At 64.3% G+C, this 21,304-nt stretch carries 27 protein-coding genes; 15 read left to right on the forward strand and 12 right to left on the reverse strand.

Translation table 11 applies throughout. The features are described 5' to 3' along the window. Together pfdA and rpl18a are read right to left on the reverse strand one after the other, a co-directional pair. Complete coding sequence (gene pfdA / locus ACERI1_RS05930; protein WP_373617154.1) at positions 1–450, reverse strand: prefoldin subunit alpha; 450 nt, start codon at positions 448–450, stop codon at positions 1–3. Beyond that, the gene (gene rpl18a, locus ACERI1_RS05935) at positions 447–623 is read right to left on the reverse strand and encodes a 50S ribosomal protein L18Ae (RefSeq protein WP_008013772.1); all 177 of its coding nucleotides are present in this window, start codon (positions 621–623) and stop codon (positions 447–449) included. The genes pfdA and rpl18a overlap by 4 nt, the downstream gene beginning before the upstream one ends. A 152-nt stretch (positions 624–775) precedes the next feature. Between rpl18a and ACERI1_RS05940 the strand changes: the two genes are divergently transcribed. Beyond that, positions 776–1,087, forward strand: coding sequence for an ASCH domain-containing protein (locus ACERI1_RS05940; protein WP_373617155.1), 312 nt, complete (start codon positions 776–778; stop codon positions 1,085–1,087). Positions 1,088–1,171: 84 nt separating this feature from the next. Here the strand turns inward: ACERI1_RS05940 and ACERI1_RS05945 are convergent, their stop codons facing one another. The 4 genes from ACERI1_RS05945 to thpR form a co-directional block, all read right to left on the reverse strand. Continuing rightward, positions 1,172–1,837: a translation initiation factor IF-6 gene (locus ACERI1_RS05945; RefSeq protein ID WP_373617156.1), complete on the reverse strand. Its 666-nt coding sequence runs from the start codon at positions 1,835–1,837 to the stop codon at positions 1,172–1,174. Positions 1,838–1,839: 2 nt separating this feature from the next. Continuing rightward, positions 1,840–2,118, reverse strand: a complete 279-nt coding sequence (locus ACERI1_RS05950; protein ID WP_138777765.1) for a 50S ribosomal protein L31e — start codon at positions 2,116–2,118, stop codon at positions 1,840–1,842. A 2-nt stretch (positions 2,119–2,120) separates the two neighbouring features. Beyond that, positions 2,121–2,273: a 50S ribosomal protein L39e gene (locus ACERI1_RS05955; protein ID WP_006184874.1), complete on the reverse strand. Its 153-nt coding sequence runs from the start codon at positions 2,271–2,273 to the stop codon at positions 2,121–2,123. Between the two features lie 86 nt (positions 2,274–2,359). Beyond that, on the reverse strand, positions 2,360–2,917 hold the full coding sequence (gene thpR, locus ACERI1_RS05960; protein ID WP_373617157.1) for an RNA 2',3'-cyclic phosphodiesterase: 558 nt from the start codon (positions 2,915–2,917) through the stop codon (positions 2,360–2,362). Positions 2,918–3,098: 181 nt separating this feature from the next. On the opposite strand from thpR, the gene ACERI1_RS05965 reads away from it, so the two are divergent. The 3 genes from ACERI1_RS05965 to ACERI1_RS05975 all read left to right on the forward strand — a co-directional run bounded on the left by ACERI1_RS05965 (position 3,099) and on the right by ACERI1_RS05975 (position 6,055). Beyond that, positions 3,099–4,769 (forward strand): FAD-dependent oxidoreductase, encoded by a 1,671-nt coding sequence (locus tag ACERI1_RS05965; RefSeq protein WP_373617158.1) that lies wholly within the window; start codon positions 3,099–3,101, stop codon positions 4,767–4,769. Between the two features lie 77 nt (positions 4,770–4,846). After that, positions 4,847–5,761 carry a tetratricopeptide repeat protein gene (locus tag ACERI1_RS05970; protein ID WP_373617159.1) on the forward strand — a complete coding sequence of 305 codons (915 nt, stop codon included), beginning with the start codon at positions 4,847–4,849 and terminating at the stop codon, positions 5,759–5,761. A 3-nt stretch (positions 5,762–5,764) separates the two neighbouring features. Next, positions 5,765–6,055, forward strand: a complete 291-nt coding sequence (locus tag ACERI1_RS05975; RefSeq protein WP_373617160.1) for a DUF424 domain-containing protein — start codon at positions 5,765–5,767, stop codon at positions 6,053–6,055. Between the two features lie 56 nt (positions 6,056–6,111). Here the strand turns inward: ACERI1_RS05975 and ACERI1_RS05980 are convergent, their stop codons facing one another. Beyond that, complete coding sequence (locus ACERI1_RS05980) at positions 6,112–6,987, reverse strand: ABC transporter permease subunit (protein ID WP_373617161.1); 876 nt, start codon at positions 6,985–6,987, stop codon at positions 6,112–6,114. Next, complete coding sequence (locus ACERI1_RS05985) at positions 6,984–7,958, reverse strand: ABC transporter ATP-binding protein (protein ID WP_373617162.1); 975 nt, start codon at positions 7,956–7,958, stop codon at positions 6,984–6,986. The genes ACERI1_RS05980 and ACERI1_RS05985 overlap by 4 nt, the downstream gene beginning before the upstream one ends. A 102-nt stretch (positions 7,959–8,060) precedes the next feature. Between ACERI1_RS05985 and ACERI1_RS05990 the strand changes: the two genes are divergently transcribed. From ACERI1_RS05990 to sufU, 8 genes are all read left to right on the forward strand, one after another. Beyond that, positions 8,061–8,402 carry an ArsR/SmtB family transcription factor gene (locus ACERI1_RS05990; protein WP_373617163.1) on the forward strand — a complete coding sequence of 114 codons (342 nt, stop codon included), beginning with the start codon at positions 8,061–8,063 and terminating at the stop codon, positions 8,400–8,402. Between the two features lie 5 nt (positions 8,403–8,407). Further along, positions 8,408–8,725: a hypothetical protein gene (locus ACERI1_RS05995; RefSeq protein WP_373617164.1), complete on the forward strand. Its 318-nt coding sequence runs from the start codon at positions 8,408–8,410 to the stop codon at positions 8,723–8,725. A 40-nt stretch (positions 8,726–8,765) separates the two neighbouring features. Beyond that, on the forward strand, positions 8,766–9,110 hold the full coding sequence (locus tag ACERI1_RS06000) for a hypothetical protein (protein ID WP_373617165.1): 345 nt from the start codon (positions 8,766–8,768) through the stop codon (positions 9,108–9,110). 5 nt (positions 9,111–9,115) lie between these two features. Beyond that, complete coding sequence (locus tag ACERI1_RS06005; protein ID WP_373617166.1) at positions 9,116–9,970, forward strand: sensor domain-containing protein; 855 nt, start codon at positions 9,116–9,118, stop codon at positions 9,968–9,970. A 369-nt stretch (positions 9,971–10,339) separates the two neighbouring features. Further along, positions 10,340–11,584 carry an aminotransferase class V-fold PLP-dependent enzyme gene (locus tag ACERI1_RS06010; protein ID WP_373617167.1) on the forward strand — a complete coding sequence of 415 codons (1,245 nt, stop codon included), beginning with the start codon at positions 10,340–10,342 and terminating at the stop codon, positions 11,582–11,584. A gap of 283 nt (positions 11,585–11,867) precedes the next feature. After that, entirely contained in the window at positions 11,868–12,320 is a 453-nt protein-coding gene (locus tag ACERI1_RS06015; protein ID WP_373617168.1) for a response regulator, read from the forward strand. Positions 12,321–12,373: 53 nt separating this feature from the next. Beyond that, a complete protein-coding gene (locus ACERI1_RS06020) occupies positions 12,374–12,910 on the forward strand; it encodes an HD domain-containing protein (RefSeq protein ID WP_373617169.1) in 537 nt (178 codons plus the stop codon). Between the two features lie 91 nt (positions 12,911–13,001). Next, complete coding sequence (gene sufU / locus ACERI1_RS06025) at positions 13,002–13,421, forward strand: Fe-S cluster assembly sulfur transfer protein SufU (protein ID WP_373617170.1); 420 nt, start codon at positions 13,002–13,004, stop codon at positions 13,419–13,421. A gap of 220 nt (positions 13,422–13,641) precedes the next feature. Here the strand turns inward: sufU and radA are convergent, their stop codons facing one another. Further along, complete coding sequence (radA, locus tag ACERI1_RS06030) at positions 13,642–14,673, reverse strand: DNA repair and recombination protein RadA (RefSeq protein WP_373617172.1); 1,032 nt, start codon at positions 14,671–14,673, stop codon at positions 13,642–13,644. A 148-nt stretch (positions 14,674–14,821) separates the two neighbouring features. Next, positions 14,822–16,009, reverse strand: coding sequence for a PQQ-binding-like beta-propeller repeat protein (locus ACERI1_RS06035; RefSeq protein ID WP_373617173.1), 1,188 nt, complete (start codon positions 16,007–16,009; stop codon positions 14,822–14,824). A 267-nt stretch (positions 16,010–16,276) separates the two neighbouring features. Between ACERI1_RS06035 and ACERI1_RS06040 the strand changes: the two genes are divergently transcribed. After that, positions 16,277–16,894, forward strand: a complete 618-nt coding sequence (locus tag ACERI1_RS06040) for a GAP family protein (RefSeq protein ID WP_373617174.1) — start codon at positions 16,277–16,279, stop codon at positions 16,892–16,894. Positions 16,895–17,247: 353 nt separating this feature from the next. On the opposite strand, the gene ACERI1_RS06045 is transcribed toward ACERI1_RS06040, so the two are convergent. Continuing rightward, positions 17,248–17,853, reverse strand: a complete 606-nt coding sequence (locus tag ACERI1_RS06045) for a hypothetical protein (protein WP_373617175.1) — start codon at positions 17,851–17,853, stop codon at positions 17,248–17,250. Positions 17,854–17,877: 24 nt separating this feature from the next. Continuing rightward, complete coding sequence (gene htpX, locus ACERI1_RS06050; RefSeq protein WP_373617176.1) at positions 17,878–18,765, reverse strand: zinc metalloprotease HtpX; 888 nt, start codon at positions 18,763–18,765, stop codon at positions 17,878–17,880. 259 nt (positions 18,766–19,024) lie between these two features. Here htpX and ACERI1_RS06055 point away from each other — a divergent pair, with 259 nt between their 5' ends. Next, positions 19,025–20,149 carry a 60S ribosomal export protein NMD3 gene (locus ACERI1_RS06055; RefSeq protein ID WP_373617177.1) on the forward strand — a complete coding sequence of 375 codons (1,125 nt, stop codon included), beginning with the start codon at positions 19,025–19,027 and terminating at the stop codon, positions 20,147–20,149. Then, complete coding sequence (locus tag ACERI1_RS06060; RefSeq protein WP_373617178.1) at positions 20,142–21,299, forward strand: class I SAM-dependent methyltransferase family protein; 1,158 nt, start codon at positions 20,142–20,144, stop codon at positions 21,297–21,299. Before ACERI1_RS06055 ends, ACERI1_RS06060 begins: the two co-directional genes overlap by 8 nt. The last annotated feature ends 5 nt before the right edge of the window (positions 21,300–21,304 follow it).

Below are 21,304 nucleotides of genomic sequence, written 5' to 3' on the forward strand. Positions count from 1 at the left end.
TTACTCGTCGGGGCCCTGGCCCTGTCCCATCTGCTGCATCTGCTGTTGCATCGCCTGCTGCTGGAGCTGCTGGGCCTGCTGTTCGAGCTCGCTGCTCTCGGTCTCGAGTTCGGCGATCTCCTCGTTGAGCTCGTCGATCTGCTCGTCGAGGCGTTCTTTCTTGTTCTCGAGGGCGTCGACGGCGTCGTCTTCCTCGAACTCCGCGGCGTAGTCAGCGCCGAGCTCGACGATCACTTCGTCGATGTTCTCGATCGTCGTGCGGAGGTAGGCGCCGCCGCCAAGCGGCATCTGGACGGTCGAGCCGGTCTCGAGCGTCTCGACCGCTTCGATAGCCTCGTCGACGTTGGTTTTCTCCTGCTGGATGGCCTCGACGTTCGTCTGAAGGCCTTCGATCTGTTCTTCGAGCTCCTGGAGTTGCTGGGAGAGCTGCTGGAGTTGCTGCTGGCTCATTGTTCGGATACCTCGTCGAGTTTGATTTCGGTTCGCTTGAGTCCGTGCTGGCTCCCGAGCTGGGAGAGCGTGTGTTCGCGGGCGACGTTCTCGTTTTCGGCCTCGATGCTCGTCTCGAACGGCGCGTAGCCGTCGCGGCTCTTGAACCGTCCACTGACCGTAAATTGACTCATGGCTATCCCTCCGGCAGGCAGTCGGAAGAATCTTCCCTTCCGGTTCTGCCGTTCGGAACCGACACAAGGGGATGCCGATCCTGACGGCGACCGGAGACATACCCACCGATGGAGGGTCAACGATTTTACCGCGTCGGGCCAAATCCGCGGGCATGAGCGAACTCGAGCCCAGCGAGTTGCTGCCCAGTGAGCGAATGCAAACCCAGGTTCTCGAGGGCGAGGTCACCCAGATCCACCGCGGCACCCAGTACGCCGAGGAAGGCGATACGTTCACGATCGACGGGACGACCTTCGAGGTGACCGACATCCGCGAGCGCACGCTCGGCGATCTGACCGACGCGGACGCACGGGCCGAAGGGATGGACGACCTCGCGGCCTACGAGCGCTTGCTCGAGCGTGCCCACGAGAACTTCGAGTGGGACGACGACAGTGAGGTCGTGTTACACCGCTTCGAGCGCCGGTGAGAACACGACCTGCCGAGATCTCGCGTGGCGACATCTAGCCGGTCGTCTGATAGGGGGTCGTCGAAAAGTGAAATCGCAATCGAGTCAGTCGAGATAGCCCAGCGCGTCTTCGATCCGGCCCAGTTCGGGTCCGGTCGTGTCCTCGCCGACGACGTAGCCGGCGTCGTTGGCGATCAGCCCGGAGCCAACCAGCGGTGCGCCGTAGTTGACCGTCCCGACGTCGGCTCGCACGTCGAGGGCGTCCTCGAGCGCGTCGAGTTCTGCGTCGGTGGCCTTGGGATGGCAGAGCACGCCAGTGTTGTTCGCGACGGCGGCGGTGCCGACGGTTTGGACGCCGGCGAGGTCGCCGCGTTCGACGGGCACCTCGAGCGTGTCCGTGACGATTTGGACCGCCTCGCGGGGCAGGTCCGGGTGGACGTAGGCCCCGTAATCGTTCGCGAGAACGACGTTGCCGGCGGCGTTGATACTGCCCGGCAGTTCGGCGACGGGCACGTCGACTGCCTCCTCGATCGCCTCGCGTTCGTACTCGAGGACGCGGGAACTGACGAGCAGGCCGTTTTCGTTACCCGTCGCTAGCGCGCCGACCGTCGAGGAGCCGCCGACGGTCGTCGGAACCGCGGGCACCTCGAGTTCGTCGGTCAGGTCGGCGACGACATCGTCGTCGACGTCGTGGCGAACGAGTACACACGAGTCGGTCGCACGGGCGAAGACGCCGACGTAGGACGACCCGGCGAAGGCGAGGCGTTGCAAGTTTAGTCGGCGACCTCGGCTTCGACGACGGCTTCACCCTCTTCGTCGAAGCGCGCTGCGCGGACGCGCAGCTTTCGCGGCGGGTTGGAGCGCCCGTTCGCCCAGACTGCCTCGTTGATCGAGGGGTCCAGGCGGATGGCGTCTTCGTCGACCGCGAAGTGTTTCGCGAGGTGTTCACGGACCAGCCGCATCGCGTAGTCGGCGGCCTCGTGGTTGGCTCCCTTCTTGACATCACGCAGCGGAACGGTTACGACGCGTTCCTCGAAATCACTTGCACTCATCGTTATTCGTCAGTGTCGTTGCGCCGCCAGTTGCGTCGCTTCGGGTTGCGCTGGACGTCCATGTCGGTCTTCATCATGACCCAGGCCGGCACGCGGCTGTTCTGGTTCTCGAGTTTGGCAAGACGCTTCTTCTTGCCCTTCGATTTTTTACCCATAGTGGCCGGACGTAGCCCGCGGTGGCTTAAAATCTTGTCCATCTTGCAGGGACGCCGACGGACCCATAGAATCCGACGCTGGTCGCCTACTCGAGCGGGAACGGTTCGACCGTCGAGTAGACCGGCCCGTCCTCGGTGAGGGTGCTTTCGGTCAGGCGAACCTCGTCGACGCGGGTCTCGCCGATCGTCGGATCACGCTCCTCGACGAGCTTCTGGACCAGTTCCTTGCCGCCGGCGTGTTCCATCCGCGCGAGCGTGACGTGAGGCGTGAAATCGTGTGATTCGGGGTCGAAGCCCAGATCCGTCGTCCGACCCTCGATAGCTTCGTGGAGTCGGGTAAGCTCATCGCCGCCGTCTTCGACGCCCAGCCAGAGGACGCTGATGTACTCGAGAGTCGGAAACACGCCGAGGCCGCCGTAGCGAACGGTAAAGGGATCGATATCGGCATCGTCGACGGCTGCCTCGAGTTCGCGCTCCAAGTCGGGAACGCGGTCCTCGTCGACATCGCCGAGGAACTTCATCGTGAGATGTGCCTGCTCGGGGTCCGTAAACGAGAGCCCGCTGGCCTCGGCGAACTCGGCTTGCAGGTCGGCGACCGGCTCGGCGAAGTCGTCGGGGAGGTCGACGCTGACGAACAGTCGCATACTCGAGCCATCGTGGGCAGCCCACTCAAGCGTGACGGGCAGTGAGACGGGTTGCTGTCACGAGGTCCCCGGCCGACCGCAGGGCGGTCGCAGTCCCACCGACACTGACTGACAGGAGACCGTATGAGCCGTTCGTGGTTAGGGACGCTGGTTATGTGGATAGCTCTCGCACGTGATTACAATGACAGACGTTGCCGTGGTCGGTGGTGGAATCGGTGGTCTGACTGCAGCCCACGAACTCGCTGAGCGCGGCTTCGACGTGACCGTCCTCGAGGCCAACGACCGCTTCGGTGGGAAGGCCCGGTCGATGCCGATCAGCGACGACCCCGACGCGTTACAGGGCGAACACGGCTTCCGCTTCTTCCCGGCGTTCTACCGCCACGTCATCGACACGATGGAACGAATCCCTGACGGCGACGGCACCGTCGCGGACAACCTCGTCGAGACCGAGGCGACGCTGATCGCGGAGACGACCGGACCGGGCCGGATCGCCGAAACGCGCACGCCCGACACGGTACGTGGCTGGCTCGAGGCGCTGCGTCCGGCCTTTGCCGAGGACCTGCCCCGCGAGGACGTTCACTTCTTACTCGAGCGACTGTTGTATCTGCTGACCGCCTGCGACGACCGCCGCGAGGAGGAACTCGACGAGATTTCGTGGTGGACGTTCATCGACGCCGAGAACCGCTCGCAGACGTTTCGCGACCGCCTCGCATCCACTACGCAGGCGCTGGTCGCCCTCCGACCGCAGGTCGGGAGCGCCCGAACGATCGGCACGATCTACCTCCAACTGTTGTTCGGCCAGCTCGACCCGACCCAGCCGACCGAGCGCATCCTGAACGCACCGACGAACGAGGCCTGGATCGATCCCTGGGTGTGCCACCTCGAGTCCCTCGGCGTCGACTGCCGGCAGAACGCCCCCGTCGAGCGACTCGCGTCCGACAGGACCCACGTCACCGGCGTCGTGCTGGCTGACGGCGAAACAGTCAGCGCCGACGAGTACGTGCTGGCTGTGCCGGTCGAGGCCGCTCCCGCGTTCGTCACGCCGACGCTGGAGCGGCTCGCGCCGGAACTGGGTCGCATCGACCGGCTGGACACGGCCTGGATGAACGGCATTCAGTTTTACCTCTCCGAGCCCGTCGACCTGCCACGAGGCCACCAGGTCTACGCCGACGCGCCGTGGGCGCTGACCTCGATCGCCCAACGCGAGTTCTGGACCGGCTACGACCTCGAGGCACACGGCCCCGACGACGTCGTGGGCGTCCTCTCGGTGATCGCCTCTGACTGGAATACGCCGGGGATCCTGTACGAAAAGCCGGCTCGAGCGTGTACGCGCGAGGAGATAGCCGACGAGATCTGGGCGCAACTGAAAGCCCACCTGAACGCCGCCGGGGAGCGTCTGACCGACGAGTTGCTCGTCGACTGGTTTCTCGATCCGGCGATCGTCGAGAACGGCGGTTCGTTGGAGACACAACGGGAAGGCGGTGACGCCGTCACCGACGACCGCGTCGAGAACCGCTCGCCGTTGCTGATCAACACCGTCGGCTCGCTACGGAACCGACCGCCAGCCGACGTCGGCGTTCGGAATCTGACGCTGGCGAGCGACTACGTGCGGACGAACTCGGATCTGGCCTCGATGGAGTCGGCAAACGAAGCCGGTCGCCGTGCGGCCAACGCGATCTGTGACCGACACGGGGCGCGCGGCCGGGCGCGAATCTGGGAACTCGAGGAGCCCGCGGTGTTCGAACCGTTCAAGCGGCAGGACCGGGTCCGGTACCGTCTCGGGCTGCCCCATCCGGCGGCAGTGACACAATCGCTTCGGGGCGTCACCAGACGCTTCGGCGGACGCGCCTAGGGGGGCGAGCTACGTAGCGAAACGCCGTCGGTAGCCGGGTCGCAGCCCTTAACAGTCGTCGCTGCCACATGCAACTAATGACTGACCGAGACGACGATCGCGACCATCGCTTCTCCGAGGGAGAGGGATTCGGCGATCCCTACGAGGAGTTCGATCTGGATCCGCCAGAGCTAGGCGTCGACCCGTCGAAGGTCGACCCCGTCGACTCCCGCGTCGTCACCGACACGTTAGACGCACACAACATCGATCGGGACGACGTCGACGCGAGCGAACTGCTCGACGTCGGCCTGAACTATATGCAGATCAACCGTTACGAGCAGGCCACCGATGCCTTCGAGCGGACCGCCCGCTTCGCCGAGGACGACAAACTCGCACAGGAGGCCTGGGTAAACAAAGGCGTCGCCCACGGCGAACTCGAGGAGTGGGACGAAGCGATCGGAGCCCACCGCGAGGCCCTGCGGATCGACGATTCGAGCGAACACGCCGCGACCGCCGAAACGAATCTCGCGTACGCACTCTGGGAGTTCGGCGAGACGTCCGAAGCGCTCGAGCACGCCGAACGCGCCGTCGAGATCGACGAGCGCTTCGCCGCCGCCTGGTTCAACCGCGCCTTTTTCCTCTCGGAGCGCGGCCTGGCCGAAGAGGCGCTCAACTGCATCGACAACGCGATCCGGCTCGGCCTGCGCAACGCCAAGGTAATCGAAGAAAAGGCCGAAATTCTCGAGGAACTCGGCGAGTACGATCAGGCCGAAGAACTCGCCGACGAGGCAAACCGGATGCGCGAGCAGGCCGAACAGGAGATGATCGACGACCACGAGGAGCAGTACGGGCAAGCGCCCGGCGGCGCTGGCACCGGTGGCGGACGCGGCATGGGCGGTCAGTCGCCACCGCAGCGACCGAGCGATATCGGGCTGGACGACCTCGGGCTTGGCAACCTCGGCGCGGACGATCGTGAGAGCGACGAGGACGACCGCGAGTGGGAACTCGAGTAACGAATGATCGTCAACGAACGACAGACACAGGAGGGGCTACTGGTCGCCGTCTGCGACGAGGAGGTCCTCGGTGAAACCTTCGAGGAGGGCGACCTCTCGTTGACCGTTACCGAGGAGTTCTACGGCGGCGACCCGGTCGACGAGCGTGCAGTCGTCGAGAGCCTCTCGGAGGCCGCCGTCGCCAACATCGTCGGCACCCGCGCCGTCGAACTCGCCGTCGAGGAGGGCTTTATCGACGAAGCGAACGTCATCGAGGTCGAGACGACGTTGCACGCACAGCTGTTGCGGATGTAAGCGCGACCGCCGCGAGAAACCCAGCGGAAACCGCTATTTGTGGGTGACTCGAGGGGCTACAGGCCCGTTCGCCTGAACCGGTAGTAGCCGATCGCGACGGGCACGACCAGCCAACAGAGCATGACGACGACGCCGAACCAGTCCTGCAGGTAAAACGGCGCGTCACCGGGGTAGCGCTCGACCGGCGTCATTCCAGCGGCTTGCATCTCCTGGAGCCCATACTGAAATCGAAAGGGGTAGACAGAGTTCTCGAGGATGGAACTGGCCACATTCGAATACGCGAAGAGCGGGTTGAACTGCTCGAGGACCAGATACCACGTCTCGGCCTCGACGGGGACGGCCTCGTCGTAAATAAGGTAGTAGGGGCCGGCAGTCAACAGCTCCCAGAGGGCGACGAACACCATGTAGAGCCCGACGACGAGGGCCATCGATTTGCCTCGGGTGGAGACGCTGGCGGAGACGCCGACGGCCAGTCCGACGAAGGTCAGCCCGAACAGCAAGGAGACGGCGGCGAAGCCGAGCCAGTCGATGAGCGGGATCGAGCCGAAGAGGGCAGCTCCGAGGACCAGCGAGACGAGGAAGGCCAGCCCGACGGCCAGTCCGACGACGCCCATGCGCCCGAGTAGCTTGCCGACGACGACGTCGGTCCGGTTGGGCGGCAGGCCCAGCAGGATCTTGATGCTTCCCGAGCGACGCTCGCCGACGACGGCCATGTAGCCGGCGATCAGCGCTGCGACCGGCAGGATCACCTGCAGTGGGACCCCGAGGAAGCTCAGCACCTCAGCCGCGGTGGTGTCGTCGACCGTCTGCCAGATCGCGACGTAGCCGATGACAACGATTCCGACGAGCAGCCCGATCAACGACCAGAGGAGTTTCGAGCGACCGGCATCCTCGAACTCCTTGCGGGCGACAGTCGAGATGTGCGAGCTCATCGTGCCACCTCCGGTTCCGTCGCGATCGCATCGGCTGGGTCGGCCTCCCTCGAGCCGTCGGCGTCGCCGTTTGTCAGCGCCGTAAACAGCGACTCGAGCGAAACTTCCTCGATCCGCACGTCCCGTATCGTCGCGCCAGCGTCGGCGAGTGTGGTCACCAGCCGCGCCTTCGCGGTCGGATCAGTGATCGTACACTCGAGGGTCCGCCCCGACGCGGTGACGTCGGTGACGCCCTGTAACTCGGCGGCGACCGCTTGGACCTCGGCGGCAGCGTCGGTCAGCGTGAGCGTCATCGTCGCGCCGCTGCCGAACTGCTCGCGAAGGCTCCCGATCGTGTCGACGGCGACGAGTTCTCCCTCGTTCAAAACGCCGACGCGGTCACAGACCGCCTCGACGTGCTCCAAGATGTGACTCGAGAAGAAGACGGTCGTCCCCCGTTCGGCCTCGCTGCGGACGAGGTCTTGCATCTCGCTGATGCCGTTGGGATCGAGCCCGCTCGAGGGTTCGTCCATGATCAGCAAGTCGGGGTCGCCGACCAGCGCGATACCGGTTGCGAGGCGCTGGCGCATCCCTTTCGAGTAGTCGCCGGCTGGTCGTGCGGCATCGGCAGCCGAAAGCCCGACCCGCTCGATGAGTTCGTCGGGATCGTCAGCAGCGCCCTTCGTCTTGATCGCGAACTCGATATGCCGGCGGCCAGAGAGCCGCGGGTAGATGTCGAACCCCTCGGGGAGGACGCCGACGCGGGGACTGATCGCATCAGCCTCGGCCTGTGCATCGTAGCCCAGTACCGTGGCTGACCCGGCGGTCGGTCGCGTAAAGTCCAGTAACATGTTGATCGTCGTCGACTTCCCGGCCCCGTTCGGACCCAGAAAGCCGAACACCTCGCCCTCGTCGACGGTGAGGTCGAGGTCGTCAACGGCGGTCAACTCGCCGTACTCCTTCGTCAGACCGGACGTGTCTATCGCGGTCATCTCGGTCGGTGCTACACTCGGCAGACACATAGGGCGGCAGTCACAGTTTCACGGTCGGAAACTGTGGACGCTTTTATATTATCCTTCCATACGACCAACATGATGAGCGACGATGAGGACCAGGAGGTACTCGCGTTACTCGACGACGAGTACGCCCGCCGGATCCTCATCGCAGCCAGCGAGGAACCGATGTCTGTCGATCGACTCACCGATCGCTGTGACGCCTCGCCGCCGACGATCTACCGACGGATCGACCGGCTCGAGGCGGAAGGGTTCCTCGAGACGTATCAGGAACTCGATCCCGATGGACACCACTACAAGACCTACAGTACGCGACTCGAGCGCGTGGCGATCGAGATCGCCGAGGGCTCGATGGAGATCGACGTGTACCGCCGCGACGAGGATCCCGCAGACCGGTTCACCCGGCTTTTCGAGGACCTGTGATCACGATGGCCGGGCCTGTCCTCCAAACTGTCACGGGCGGCGACGCATCGGTCGCGATCGCCGTCTTCGTCGGACAGACCGTCGCGTTCGTAATCGCCTGCTGGATCGCGAAACGCGCCTACGACGGCTACCGAGAAGCGCGCCGCCCGCCGTTGCTCTGGCTCGCATTCGGGATCGCGCTGTTGGCTGCCGTGCCGACGGCCATCCGCTTTCTGTTCCCGACGGTGTTCGGTGCATCCTCACTGACGACGACCGTTCTCGCAACCACGAGCGAGATCGTTGGGCTCACGGCGATCCTCTACACGGTCTACGGTCGCCCGTGATCCAGCTGAATCGCTCGCGTCAAGAGACGAGGTGGCTTCAATGAGCGTTCCGACCGACCTCGAGGAAGGAGCCCTCGTCGCGCCGCTCGAAACGACGGTACTCGGCCTCGACGAGTCGACGGCAATTTTCTTCATCGGGATGGCAAGCGCCGTCCTCGGCACCGTCGTCGCGTGGACGGCCTATCGGGGCTACGCCCGCAACGACAGCCAGCCGATGCTGTTTCTGGCGATCGGCGTCGCGTTCCTCACGGCGGTGCCGTTCGTGCTCTCGCATACGATCGACCGGGTGACCGACGCAACCGACGCGATCGTGTTACTGGTCGTCACCGCCTGCCACCTATTTGGTCTCGTCGCGATCGTTCGCTCATTTCGGAGGCCCAACTGACACCCATGTCCGCGTCACAACCGTTCTCGACGGACCAAACCGCTCTCGAGCGTGCTCGCGCCATCTGCCGCTGGTTCGTCGGCGTCGCCGCTCGGAAACGGACGTACGCTAACATGGCGTATCTCTTCCTCACCTTTCCGCTCGGGATCGGCTACTTTACGGTCCTCGTGACCGGCTTTGCGATCCCGGTTGGACTCCTGTTTGCGATCGTCGAAATCGCCAGAAGCGACCCCTTCGCACTCCTGGTCGCCGGGATTCCGATCGCGCTCGTCATGGTGTGTCTCGGGGTCCCGGTCGCGTTCTGTACGCTGTTTGCCTCGATCGAGTTGAGCGCACTCGAGCGCCGACTCGCCGATCGATTGCTGGGAACCGACATCCCGACGACCGACCCGGCCACTGGCCTCCGAACGTGGGCACGGCGAGTCGTCGCCGATCGCGGGACGTGGAAAGGTGTCGGCTACCTGTTCAGCAAGTTCGTACTCGGGATCGCCTCGTTCGTCCTCCTCGTCGTCGGGATGACGGTTACGTACACGCTGATCGCTGCCCCGCTTCATTATCGGAATCAAACCGTCGGTATCCACCTCGCGGACTCGATCGAGTTCGTCCCCGAGTTTACCTACCAACACGACGGCTGGACGGTCGACGTCTCTCCGATCACACTCTCGATCGCCGACGGCGAACTGCTTTCGCTGTACGTCGACTCAGTCGTAGCGGCGCTTGCCGTCTCCGCGGTCGGCGTCGTTGTCGGTCTCGTCGTCTTGCACCTGTTCAACGCCGTCGCGTGGCTCCTCGCACGGTACACGAAGCTTTTGCTTCGAAACACACAGCCGTCGATCGTGAGCGAGCCACCCGAACTGTAGGCAGTCAGTGTGTCCGCCCGACGTATCGCGGCGACGATCGCAGCCACACGACGGCGGATCGGCGGGCCAAATTTATTTGGAGATACTGGTTTCTTCGGAAGGCACTAAGACAGAACTGCGGCAGGGAAGTCTCCCAACGTACCCCCACCCCACTCCCACTTCCTTGCCGTCAGTCTTCCGACCACCCATCCCACTGTCCCCGTTTCCCCTTCCCACCGCAGTCCCCCTCGTTTCGTGGCCGTGTTCGATCGATTCGACGCCGAGACCAGTGCGACCACAGCGCCACGAGCGACCGGTTCGTTTCGATTCCGGAAACCGAAGTTCGCCGGATCGAAGGAGTGTTTTGTGTGCGGCCCATCCTAGTCACCAATGAGCCAGCAGAACCTCGAGTCGCTCGACGTCGAGGCGATCCGCAAGGAGTTCCCCATTCTCGAGCGAGAATTTGACGGCGATCAGGTCGTCTACCTTGACAACGCGGCGACGACCCAGACGCCCGATCCAGTCGTCGACGCGATGAGCGACTACTACCGCGAGTACAACGCCAACGTCCACCGCGGCATCCACCATCTGAGCCAGGAGGCGTCAATCGCCTACGAGGAGGCACACGACCGCGTCGCCGAGTTCATCGGCGCGGATGGCCGCGAGGAAGTGATTTTCACGAAGAACACGACCGAAGCCGAGAACCTGGTGGCCTACGCGTGGGGGCTGAACGAACTCGGTCCCGGCGACGAGATCGTCCTCACCGAGATGGAACATCACGCCTCGCTGGTCACGTGGCAACAGATCGGCAAGCAGACCGGCACTGACGTCAAGTACATCCGGGTGACGGAGGACGGGCGACTCGACATGGACCACGCCCGCGAGGTCATCAGCGACGACACCGCGATGCTCTCGGCGGTCCACGTCTCGAACACGCTCGGCACCGTCAACCCCGTTTCCGAACTCGTCGATATCGCCCACGAGCACGACGCGCTGGCGTTCATCGACGGCGCACAGGCCGTCCCCAACCGGCCCGTCGACGTCGACGCAATCGACGCCGACTTCTACGCGTTCTCCGGGCACAAGATGGCCGGCCCGACCGGCATCGGCGCACTCTACAGCAAACAGGACCTACTCGAGGAGATGGAGCCCTACCTCTACGGTGGCGGCATGATCCGCAAGGTCACCTTCGAGGACTCGAGTTGGGACGACCTGCCCTGGAAGTTCGAGCCCGGCACGCCACAGATCGCCGAAGCCGTCGGCCTCGTCGCCGCGATCGACTGGCTCGAGGAGATCGGCATGGGCCGGATCCAGGCTCACGAAGAGGAAATTACCCGCTACGCCTACGAGCAACTCGCGGCCGAACCCGACGTGGAGATCTACGGCCCCGAACCCGGCTCGGAGCGGGCCGGCCTCGTCGGCTTCAACTTAGAGAGCGTCCACGCCCACGACCTGGCCTCGATCATGAACGACCACGCGGTCGCGATCCGCGCCGGCGACCACTGTACCCAGCCGCTGCACGACAAACTGGGGGTCGCGGCGTCGGCTCGAGCCTCGTTCTACGTCTACAACACGAAAGACGAGGTCGACAAACTGGTTGCGGCCATCGACGATGCACGTCAGTTGTTCGCGTAAGCGAACACTGACTGCGAGGAGATGTCGACGTCTTGCCGAGCATGCGAGGCAAGGCTCGAAGCGGCCTCGCCGCTTCGTAGATGTCTTCGCGAACGAAGTGAGCGAAGGGCAACGAGATCCCCGCTCTCGTTAGGTGCGTCAGTTGTTCGCGTAAGCGAACACTGGCCGCGAAGAACAACGCGATCGAATCATCGGCGGTGATCGCTCCACAGCGTTCGCCAGATGAGAGTGTTCAGCAAGCGTGACCGGGCCGTTTTACCGACGCACACGCTATCTGGTGGAGATGGCCACGGACGGTACGCAGCCGAGCGACCCGATCGATATTCTATTAGTCGAACCGAACCCCGGCGACAGTCGCCTCTTCGAGGAGAACTTTCGAGACGCAAAACTGCTCAACACTATCCATACCGTCTCCGACGGGGAGTCCGCACTCGAGTTCGTCCACCAGCGTGGCGAGTACGCGACCGAGCCGTGTCCGGATATCGTCTTGCTCGAGCCACAGCTCCCCGGCAAACGCGGAATGGATGTCCTTTCGGAGCTGAAAAACGAGCCGTCGCTCGAGGAGATCTCGGTCGTCGTGCTCACGAGTTCGGATTCGGGCGAGGAGATCATCCGGTCTCACGGACTCGAGGCGGACACCTACATGCGGAAGCCGATCGAGCCCGAGGAGTTCGTCGAGTTCGTCCAGTCCATCGAGGAGTTCTGGTTTGCGATCGTCCAGAAGCAGTCTCAGTGATCCATACTCGAGAGTAGCGCGTTTATCATCCGGTCGGAGAAACACGAGCGACGATGCTCGAGGCAGTCCGAACCCGCGCCCGTCCCTATTTCGAGGACGCACCGCCGGCCCACGACTGGTACCACGTCCAGCGGGTCGAAACACTCGCCGAGACACTCGTCAAGCGCCATTCGGAGCCGGTCGATGAGCGCGTGGTTCGACTCGCCGTCGTCCTCCACGACATCGGCCGAACGCGGGAGGACCGAGGTGAGATCGACGGTCACGCGCGGTGGGGAGCACGGAAAGCCGGGACGATTCTGCGCGACTGCGGAGCCGGCGCGGACGATCTCGACGCGCTGGGCGCAGTCGGTATCGCTCGGGCGTTCGCCCACGGTGGTGCGATCGGCTCACCGATTTACGACCCCGCCTGTCCGGTCTCCGAGGACGACACCGACGGCGGCGCGACTCAGTACAATCACGTTTCCAAGAAGCTTCTCGCGCTACCAGCGCGGCTGCACACCGACGTGGGTCACGACCTCGCCGTCGACCGCGTGGCGTTCGTTCAGGACTTCCTCAAGCAATTCGAGAGGGAAGTCGACGGCGACCGCTGACGGAGTGGGCAGAATCCGTCGCAGACCGACGCGAACCCAGGTTTCAGCCCCGGAACCCTTTTACAACTCACTGACTTAGCCGTGTTCAACGATGGGACTGGGCTCCGATATGTACCGACAGCAGATCCTCGACCACTACAAGAACCCCCGGAACTACGGGAAACTCGAGGATCCCACGTTCACTCACATCGGCGAGAACCCGATGTGTGGCGACGAGATTCGCATGGACGTCAAACTCGACGACGAGGAGACGATCGAGCAGGTCGCCTTCTCCGGCGACGGCTGTGCGATCAGCCAGGCCTCCGCCAGCATGCTCTCGGGCGAGCTCCGGGGCAAGAGTGTCGACGAGTTACTCGAGATGGACCGCGACGACGTGATCGACATGCTCGGCGTCGACATCTCGCCGATGCGGGTCAAGTGTGCGGTCTTAGCCGAGAAGGTCGCCCAGGACGGCGCGGAGATCTATCAGGGAGACCTCGACGTCGACAAGACCACGACCGAGGACGACTGATACGGTCTACTGTCACGAGTTCCCGGTGGGACCGCAGGGCGGGCGCGGTCCCACCGGAACTGACTGACAGCAGTCCGTATGATGGTTCCTGCTGTTTTCGCGGTGTTCGATCTCCGATCGGTTTCACGTCTCGATAGCATCGTCTCGAGGCGGGAGCGGTCGTCGGTCGAAATGAGACTGCTAGGAAAAACGCCGCTGGTTCTGTCAGCCGGGGCGTTGCTTATTCCGGCTTCAGGCCCTCGTCTTGGACGCGCATGACCGCCTCGCCGTCGGCGAGGTTCGGCGCGTCGACCAGCCGGACGATCCGCTTGTCGCCTTTGGACTTGCGCAGATAGATCCGGAACGTCGACTTGTGTCCCAGAATGTTGCCACCGATAGGCTGGGTCGGGTCGCCGAAGAACGAGTCGGGATTCGACGCGACCTGATTCGTGACGATGACGGAGCAGTTGTAGAGGTTGCCGACCTTATCGAGGTCGTGAAGGTGTTTGTTGAGCTTCTGCTGGCGATCGGCGAGTTCGCCACGACCGACGTACTCCGCACGGAAGTGGGCGGTCAGCGAGTCGACACAGAGCAGGCGAACCGGATACTCTGACTCCTCGTGTTCGCCCGCGAGTTCCTTTGCCTTCTCGGCCAGCAGCATCTGGTGATTGGAGTTGAACGCCTTCGCGACGTGGATCTTCTCGAGGACGTCCTCGACGAGGTCGTCGATGGCATCCTCGTCGTCAGGCGAGCCCTCGATTTCGCGGTCCTCGAGGGCTGCATCGATCGCTTCATCCGGCAGTCCCCGTACCATGTCGTCGATCCGCTCGGGGCGGAACGTGTCCTCGCTGTCGACGAAGATACAGGAGCCGTGGAGGCCGCCGACCTCTTTCGGGAGCTGGACGTTGACGGCCATCTGGTGGGTCACCTGGGACTTGCCGGCACCGAACTCGCCGTAGACCTCGGTGATCGACTGGGTTTCGATGCCACCGCCAAGCAGGTCGTCGACCTCGTCGATATGCCAGCTGAGCTTGCCGATCTCGTTGCGGCGTTCGAGGACTGTCGAGCCAGTCTCGAAGCCGCCGATGTCGGCGGCGTCGCGGGCGGCGCGGACGATGTCCGATGCGGTAGACTCGCCAACGTCGGCTGTATTCGAAAGTTCAGAGGGAGAGGCGACGGCGAGGCTCTGGAAGGAGTCGAAGCCTGCGTCGTGGAGTTTGTCTGCGGTCGCCGGTCCGACGCCGGGGAGCGTCTCGAGATCTGCTTCGGGCATACTCCTCCGTTGTGCCGGACCCCCCATAAAGCCTCGTTAACAGGGAAGTGAAAGTGAAAGTGCTGGCATGCGTCGGGGTGCTCCGAATCGGATGCACTAGCTTTACAACGGAAGGCGCATCGTCGCGGGAAGAATCGACACCAGTCTCTCAGCGCAGCGACTCGTCCGTGTCCCACTCGAGACAGGTGAGCCGCTCGGCGTCGCTGCCGACGTAGAGCCGACCGGGTGCGACCGCAGGCGTTCCGCTGACGGCGTCCGCAAGGGAGACGTGCCACTGCGGGTCGGCATCGTCGACGTCGATACCGTAGATCGAGCCGGTTGCATCGCCGACACAGCAGATGTCGCCGACGACGACGGGACAGGATCGAACCGGCCCGTCAAGTTCGATCCCTTTCTGCGAGAACAGCCAGCCACGCAGTTTGCGCCGACCGACGGTCGTATCGGTGACGTGGCAGTAGCCGTCTCCAGCCCCGACGAACGCCGTCTCGGCGACCGTGAGTACGGTCGGCGACGTGGTGAATCCAGCCTGTATCTCGTAGGTGAACCACGTCTGGCCGGTGGCGGCATCCAGCGCGAGCATCGTCCCCGCGTCGTCGGCGACGTAGACCCGATCTGCGGCGATCGTCGGTCCGGCCACGACCGCACCGCCGGTCGGCGCAGTCCAGACCGCCTCGCCGGTCTCGGCCTCGAGTGCGACCACCGTCCCGTCCGCGGTCGCGGCGAACACCCGCTCGTCGATCCACTGCTGGTCCGGCTCCGACAGCCGGTCGTCCTCGAGCAGGGTCGGCTCGTCGGGCTCCGAGAGCGGAGAGTCTGCCGATCGGCCCCGATCCACGTCTCGCCCGTCGGCGACCGCCGGAGTGGCAGCGACTGCCGACTCAGTCTCGTACGTCCACAGCTCCGTTCCAGTCTCGGCTTCGAGCGCGGTCAACCCGTCGGCGTGCCCGGCATACAGTCGGCCATCGGCGAACGCGAGCGCGGATGCAAGCGAGCCTGGCAGGCCGGTCTGCCACGCCACCTCGCCGGTGGCAGGATCGAGCGCTGAGATCGTTCCGTCGCCGGCTCCCACGTAGAGTCGGTCGCGAGTGACGACCGGCGTCGCGTCGGTCGCCGCCGTCGTCTCGAAACCCCATCGTCTGTGGCCCGTCTCGGCCTCGAGCGCGTAGCAGTTCCCACGAGTCGTCCCGACGTAGACGGTGTCGTGATCGCACACCGGCGAGCCCGGCGAGCCGACGAGGTCGACCGTCCACGCGTCGGTCACGCGGGTGGGGCCCTCGAGGTCGCGCCGGAGTCCGGAGTGCTGCGAATCACCCTTGTACTGGTTCCACTCAGTCACTGCATGTGGCTACCGACCCTACCGATATAATGGATGGGAAGCACGCACTGCTTACATTCTCGGCACGAGCCACACGGCCAAGATTTAACCACGGTTGCAGTGGTAGACAGTCGACAGCGCTTCGATGTGTCTCCTGACGACCGGCGAGCGATCCACGCGAGCACCGTCGGATGTGAGCCGCCCCGGCGGTGGCCGATGGCTGTTACCGACAGCACTCCGTCGGTCGATTTTGAATGGGTCGACACGTACTGCGTCGGTGAACGAGCCATGAGATTCCTCGAGGTGTTGCCGCTGGTGTTCGTGATGGTTGCGGGCCCGCAGATCCTCAGTGCGATCTTCCTCGCAACGAGCGACGACTGGCGGCGAAACTCCGCTGCGTTCGTCGCTGGCGCAGCCATCTCGATCTCGCTCGTCGTCACGATTGCGTACGGGTTAAGCGCCGGTGTAACCGACCAGGGAGAATCGAATACGACGCTCAGCGCGATCGTCCTCGTCGCGCTCGTGCTCGCGATGGGCCACACCTACCGCACGCGAGAGACGTCGGAGCCGCCGCGGTGGATGGGGGCACTCCAGACGGCGACGCCGCGGTTTTCGTTCAGGCTCGGCTTTCTCCTGATGGGGTTTTTCCCGACTGATATCTTCACGTCGGTTGCCGTCGGCTCCTATCTGGCGGCCCGCGGTGCATCGTTGCTCGAGGCCATCCCGTTTATCCTGTGTACGCTGCTGGTGCTTGCAATCCCATCGCTCACGCTGGTTGCCTTCAGCGAGCGCGCCGAAACCGTCCTGCCGACGGTTCGCAACTGGATGGACGCGAACTCGTGGATCGTCAACGAACTCGTGCTCCTCTTTTTCATCGCGATGACGCTCAACAACCTGCTGGGCTAACATGACCTGCTGTCACGATATCCAAGTGGGTCCGCAGGGCGGTCGCAGGCCAACCGGTACTGCCAGACGGGCGTCCGTCTGAGCGACTGTACTCTCCGGACATGCCGAAACGAGCGTTACCAACTCTGGAAGCCATTGGCTCGCGGTCTAAAGGGGGGGACGGCAGGAGAAGGGAGCAACTGGTGTATGGCGCAGTTGTCGTGATGATGTGACGTTCGGTGATGTGACGTCTGGTTTCCTGCCGCGTATCTCCTCGTACTCGTCGAACTGCAATACCACTATCTCCAAAAGAATTTGGTACCTGTACCCGCGTTCCGTTCGGGACGCCGAACCGACTTCGGTCGCTGAATCGATCACTCCCAGGGGTGGGTCCCGCCCTCGCTAGGCCAGAGCGGGTACCAGTACTCCTTCTCACGTTCGATCTCGAGTTCACCGTCTAAGGCCGACTCGAGGGTAAACTCCGTACTCGAATCGCGTTCCCGACCGGCTCGCGGGACGAACGGATAGAAGCGGCCACGTCGGAAGGAGTAGATCCAGTAGGCAGGCCCGTCCCGGTTTCTGTACGCGAACACGGCAGCGAGCAATCGCGAGCCGTAGCCGTGTTCGATGAACGTATCGGCGGCGAAGTGCATGCTCGTAATGAGGTTCTCCGGGTCGTCGTCCTCGAGGACGACCCAGTGGTAGCCGTGGTCGTCCGACGTGACCGAGAAGTCGGTGCCGGTCTCCTCCTGGCCGGCCTCGAGGATCGCTTCGACCTCGTCAACGGCGTCCCGAAAGTCGGCCGAGTCGACGCCTGAAAAGCAGAGTGCACCGACGTCGAGCGACTCGTAGCCCAGGTCGGCCTCCATCGTGAGGTAGGCGGTGCTCATCCCGAAGAGGTCGTCAGGGTCGGCGTCGCGTCCGGCGTCAGTCTCGGCGCGCATCCCGAGCACGGCGCGGAGTCCGTCCAGCAGTCCCATAGGTCCTGTGAGCGGCGCGATCCCTTAGAAGGTCTGCATTTCGCGCTCGAGATCGCGGAGCTGTTCGACGCGCCGTTCGGTCGGTGGATGCGTGCTGAAGAGCCGCCCGACGACGCCGGACTTGATCGGGATGATGAAGAAGGCGTTCATCTCGGCCTCCTCGCGCATGTCGTCTTTGGGGACCTTGTCCATCTGGCCCGAAATCTTCAGCAGTGCGGAGGCCAGCGCCGACGGGTTGCCGGTGATTGCGGCTGCGCCGCGGTCAGCAGCGAACTCGCGATACCGCGAGAGCGCCCGGATCAGCAGATAGCTGATGATCCAGACGACCAGCGAGACGAGGATGGCGACGATAATGCCGCTGCCTCCGCCCTCGCGGCCACGGCCATGCCCGCCGCCGAAGAAGGCCCCCCAGCGGACCATCATGAACGCGATCGTCGAGAGAAAGGAGGCGATCGTCATCACCATCATGTCCCGATTCTTGACGTGGGCGAGTTCGTGTGCGAGGACGCCGTCGAGTTCGTCCCGCTCGAGCGTGTTCATGAGCCCGGTCGTCACGCAGACGGCCGCGTTGCGCTGGTTGCGCCCGGTCGCGAAGGCGTTGGGTACCTTGGAGTCGACGACCGCCACCTTCGGCTTCGGGAGGTCGGCCTGCTGTGAGAGCCGTTCGATCGAGGCGTGCAGTTGCGGATACTCGTCGCGCGAGACCGTCTTCGCGCCCATACTCCGCAGCGTGAGCGTGTCGCTGAAGTAGTACTGGACCAGCGAGAACCCGCCGAACAGGAGCGCGAACACCAGCAGTCCGCCGCCGACGTAGGCGGTGATCACGCCGGCGAAGACGATGTACAGCGCAAACAACAGAAACATCGTCACGAACATCCGAAAGCGTAGTCCCCAGTCCGCCTGCCAGTTCATATCGTCAATTACGGGACGCGACGGAATAAGTATCACCACCTGACCCGCCGCGAGGCGACCCTATTCTCGCAGCGACGATCGAACCCCTTCGTTTCGGATGGAGACCGTGTGACTGAGTCACGTCTGACGCGCTCGAACCGAGCGGCCGTCCGACGAGCGTCTGCCGCGTTCGCCGTCTCGAGCGAACGAGCGACACGAGTGGCACAACGCAACGGGTCAAGACGGGTCGCTTAACTCCGTGAGATCCCAAACAGGGATAATGAGTGAGTCGCGTGCGTTCTGTCCCCGGTGTGGGGACGCGGTGCCCGAGCGGTCGGCGAGCGACGCGAACGATCCGTTGCGGCCCGGTGCGGAGGTCGAACTCTGCGATTCGTGTTACTTCGAGGACTTCGACTTCGTGGACGCGCCGGACCGGATCGACGTTCGCGTCTGTGCCCAGTGTGGGGCGGTCTACCGCGGCAACCGGTGGGTCGACGTCGGTGCGGAAGACTACACCGACATCGCCATCGAGGAGGTCAGTCAGGCGCTTGCCGTCCACGTCGACGTCGAAGACGTCGCCTGGCAGATCGATCCCGAACAGGTCGACCAGAACACGATCCGGATGCACTGTTTCTTTACTGGCGTCGTTCGCGGGACGCCAGTCGAGGAGCAGGTGACAGTGCCGGTCAAGATCGCCCGCCAGACCTGTACGCGGTGTGGGCGGATCGCCGGCGACTACTACGCCAGCATCGTCCAGATCCGCGCCGAGGACCGGACACCGACGAGCGACGAGATGGATCGGGCAAAGGAAATCGCAAACCAGACCGTCGCGGACATGGAGGCCACGGGCGACCGCAACGCCTTCGTCACCGAGGTCGGCGAGACCGACGACGGACTGAACATCAAGGTCTCGACGAACAAGATCGGCAAGAAGATCTCGAACAAGATGATCGAGGAATTCAGCGGCACCGTCAACGACGCCGAAACGCTCGTCACGGAAGACGAGGACGGCAACGAGGTCTATCGGGTCACCTTCGCCGTCCGCCTGCCACCGTACACGCCCGGCGACATCATCGACCTCGACGACGACGACGGCGGCCCCGTCCTCGTCCGCAGCGCCCACGGAAATCTCAAGGGCATCCGCGTCACGACCGGCGAGCGCTACGAGGCGAGCTACGAGGAAGGGAATTCGCCCGACGCACGGAAACTGGGCGACCTCGAGGACGCGACCGACGCGACGGTCGTCACGGTCGAAGACGACAACGCGGTGCAGCTCCTCGACCCCGAGACCTTCCAGGCGGAAACCGTCGCGCGACCGGACTACTTCGATCCCGAGGCCGAGACGGTGCCCGTGCTGAAGAGCCGGGCCGGACTGCACATCCTGCCCGACGAGCGCGATGACTGAGGACGAAGACGATGGGGCCGCAAGCGAGACGGACCCCGACCTCGAGCCGGCAGCCGATGCCGTTCTCGAGCGAACGAACGCGGACGCGCCGCTGGCAGCGATCGTCGACAAACCGCGGACGGAGGCGGCCATCGAGTCGCTGCGCGCCGAGGGCGTCTACGACGAGTCGCGACGCGTCTGCGAGGACGGCCCCGACAGGAACGCCCTCCCGATTACGGCACCGCCGGCAGAAACGCAGGTCCGCGAGGTCGTCCGGCAACTCGAGCCCGAACCCCGAAATCCGGATCTCGAGGACCTGCTGGCCGAGCGGGGCTGGAGCGACGACGACCTCGAGTCGGCCCCGGGTTCGTGGGCGGTGATCGGCTCGGTAATCTTGGTGACCGTTCCCGAGGACTGCCCCGACGAGGCGGCGGTCGGCGAAGCCCTGCTCGAACTCCACGGCGAGGCCGACAGCGTGCTGGCCGACGAGGGGATCGCGAACGACGGCACAGCGGGCACCTACCGCGAGCCCCGCTCGCGATTGCTCGCCGGGAGCAGCGACACGGAGACGATCCACACTGAGCACGGAACGCGATACGGCCTCGATCCCACGAAAGTCATGTTCTCGCCGGGCAATCAGGCCGAGCGCGCTCGGATGGGCGAGATCGTCGGCGACGACGAACACGTCTTCGATATGTTCGCCGGGATCGGCTACTTTACGCTGCCGATAGCGCGGGCCGGCGCGCAAGTCACTGCGACCGAACTCAACCCGACGGCGTTTCGCTATCTGCTCGAGAACGCCATGCTCAACGACGTCGGCGATCGGGTCGACGCCTACATGACCGATTGTCGCGACCTCGCCGGCGACCTCACGGTCGACCGGGTCGTCATGGGCTACTACGGCAGTTCGGACGGCGACAGCGAGGACGACGGGACACGAACCGACGAAGCCCACGAGTTCCTCCCCGACGCGCTCGCGGCGCTGGCCCCCGGCGGCATCGTCCACTACCACGAGGCGACGCCGGACTCACGGCTGTGGGACCGGCCGCTCGCACGGCTCGAGCGAGCCGCCGACGCGGCCGACCGCGACCTCGAGATCCTCGAGAAACGCCGGGTCAAAAGCCACAGTGCCGGCGTCGCACACGTCGTCGTCGACGCCCGCTTCGACTAAGTGGT

It is taken from the genome of Natrinema sp. HArc-T2 (assembly GCF_041821085.1).
In the GTDB taxonomy this organism is placed as follows: Archaea; Halobacteriota; Halobacteria; order Halobacteriales; family Natrialbaceae; genus Natrinema.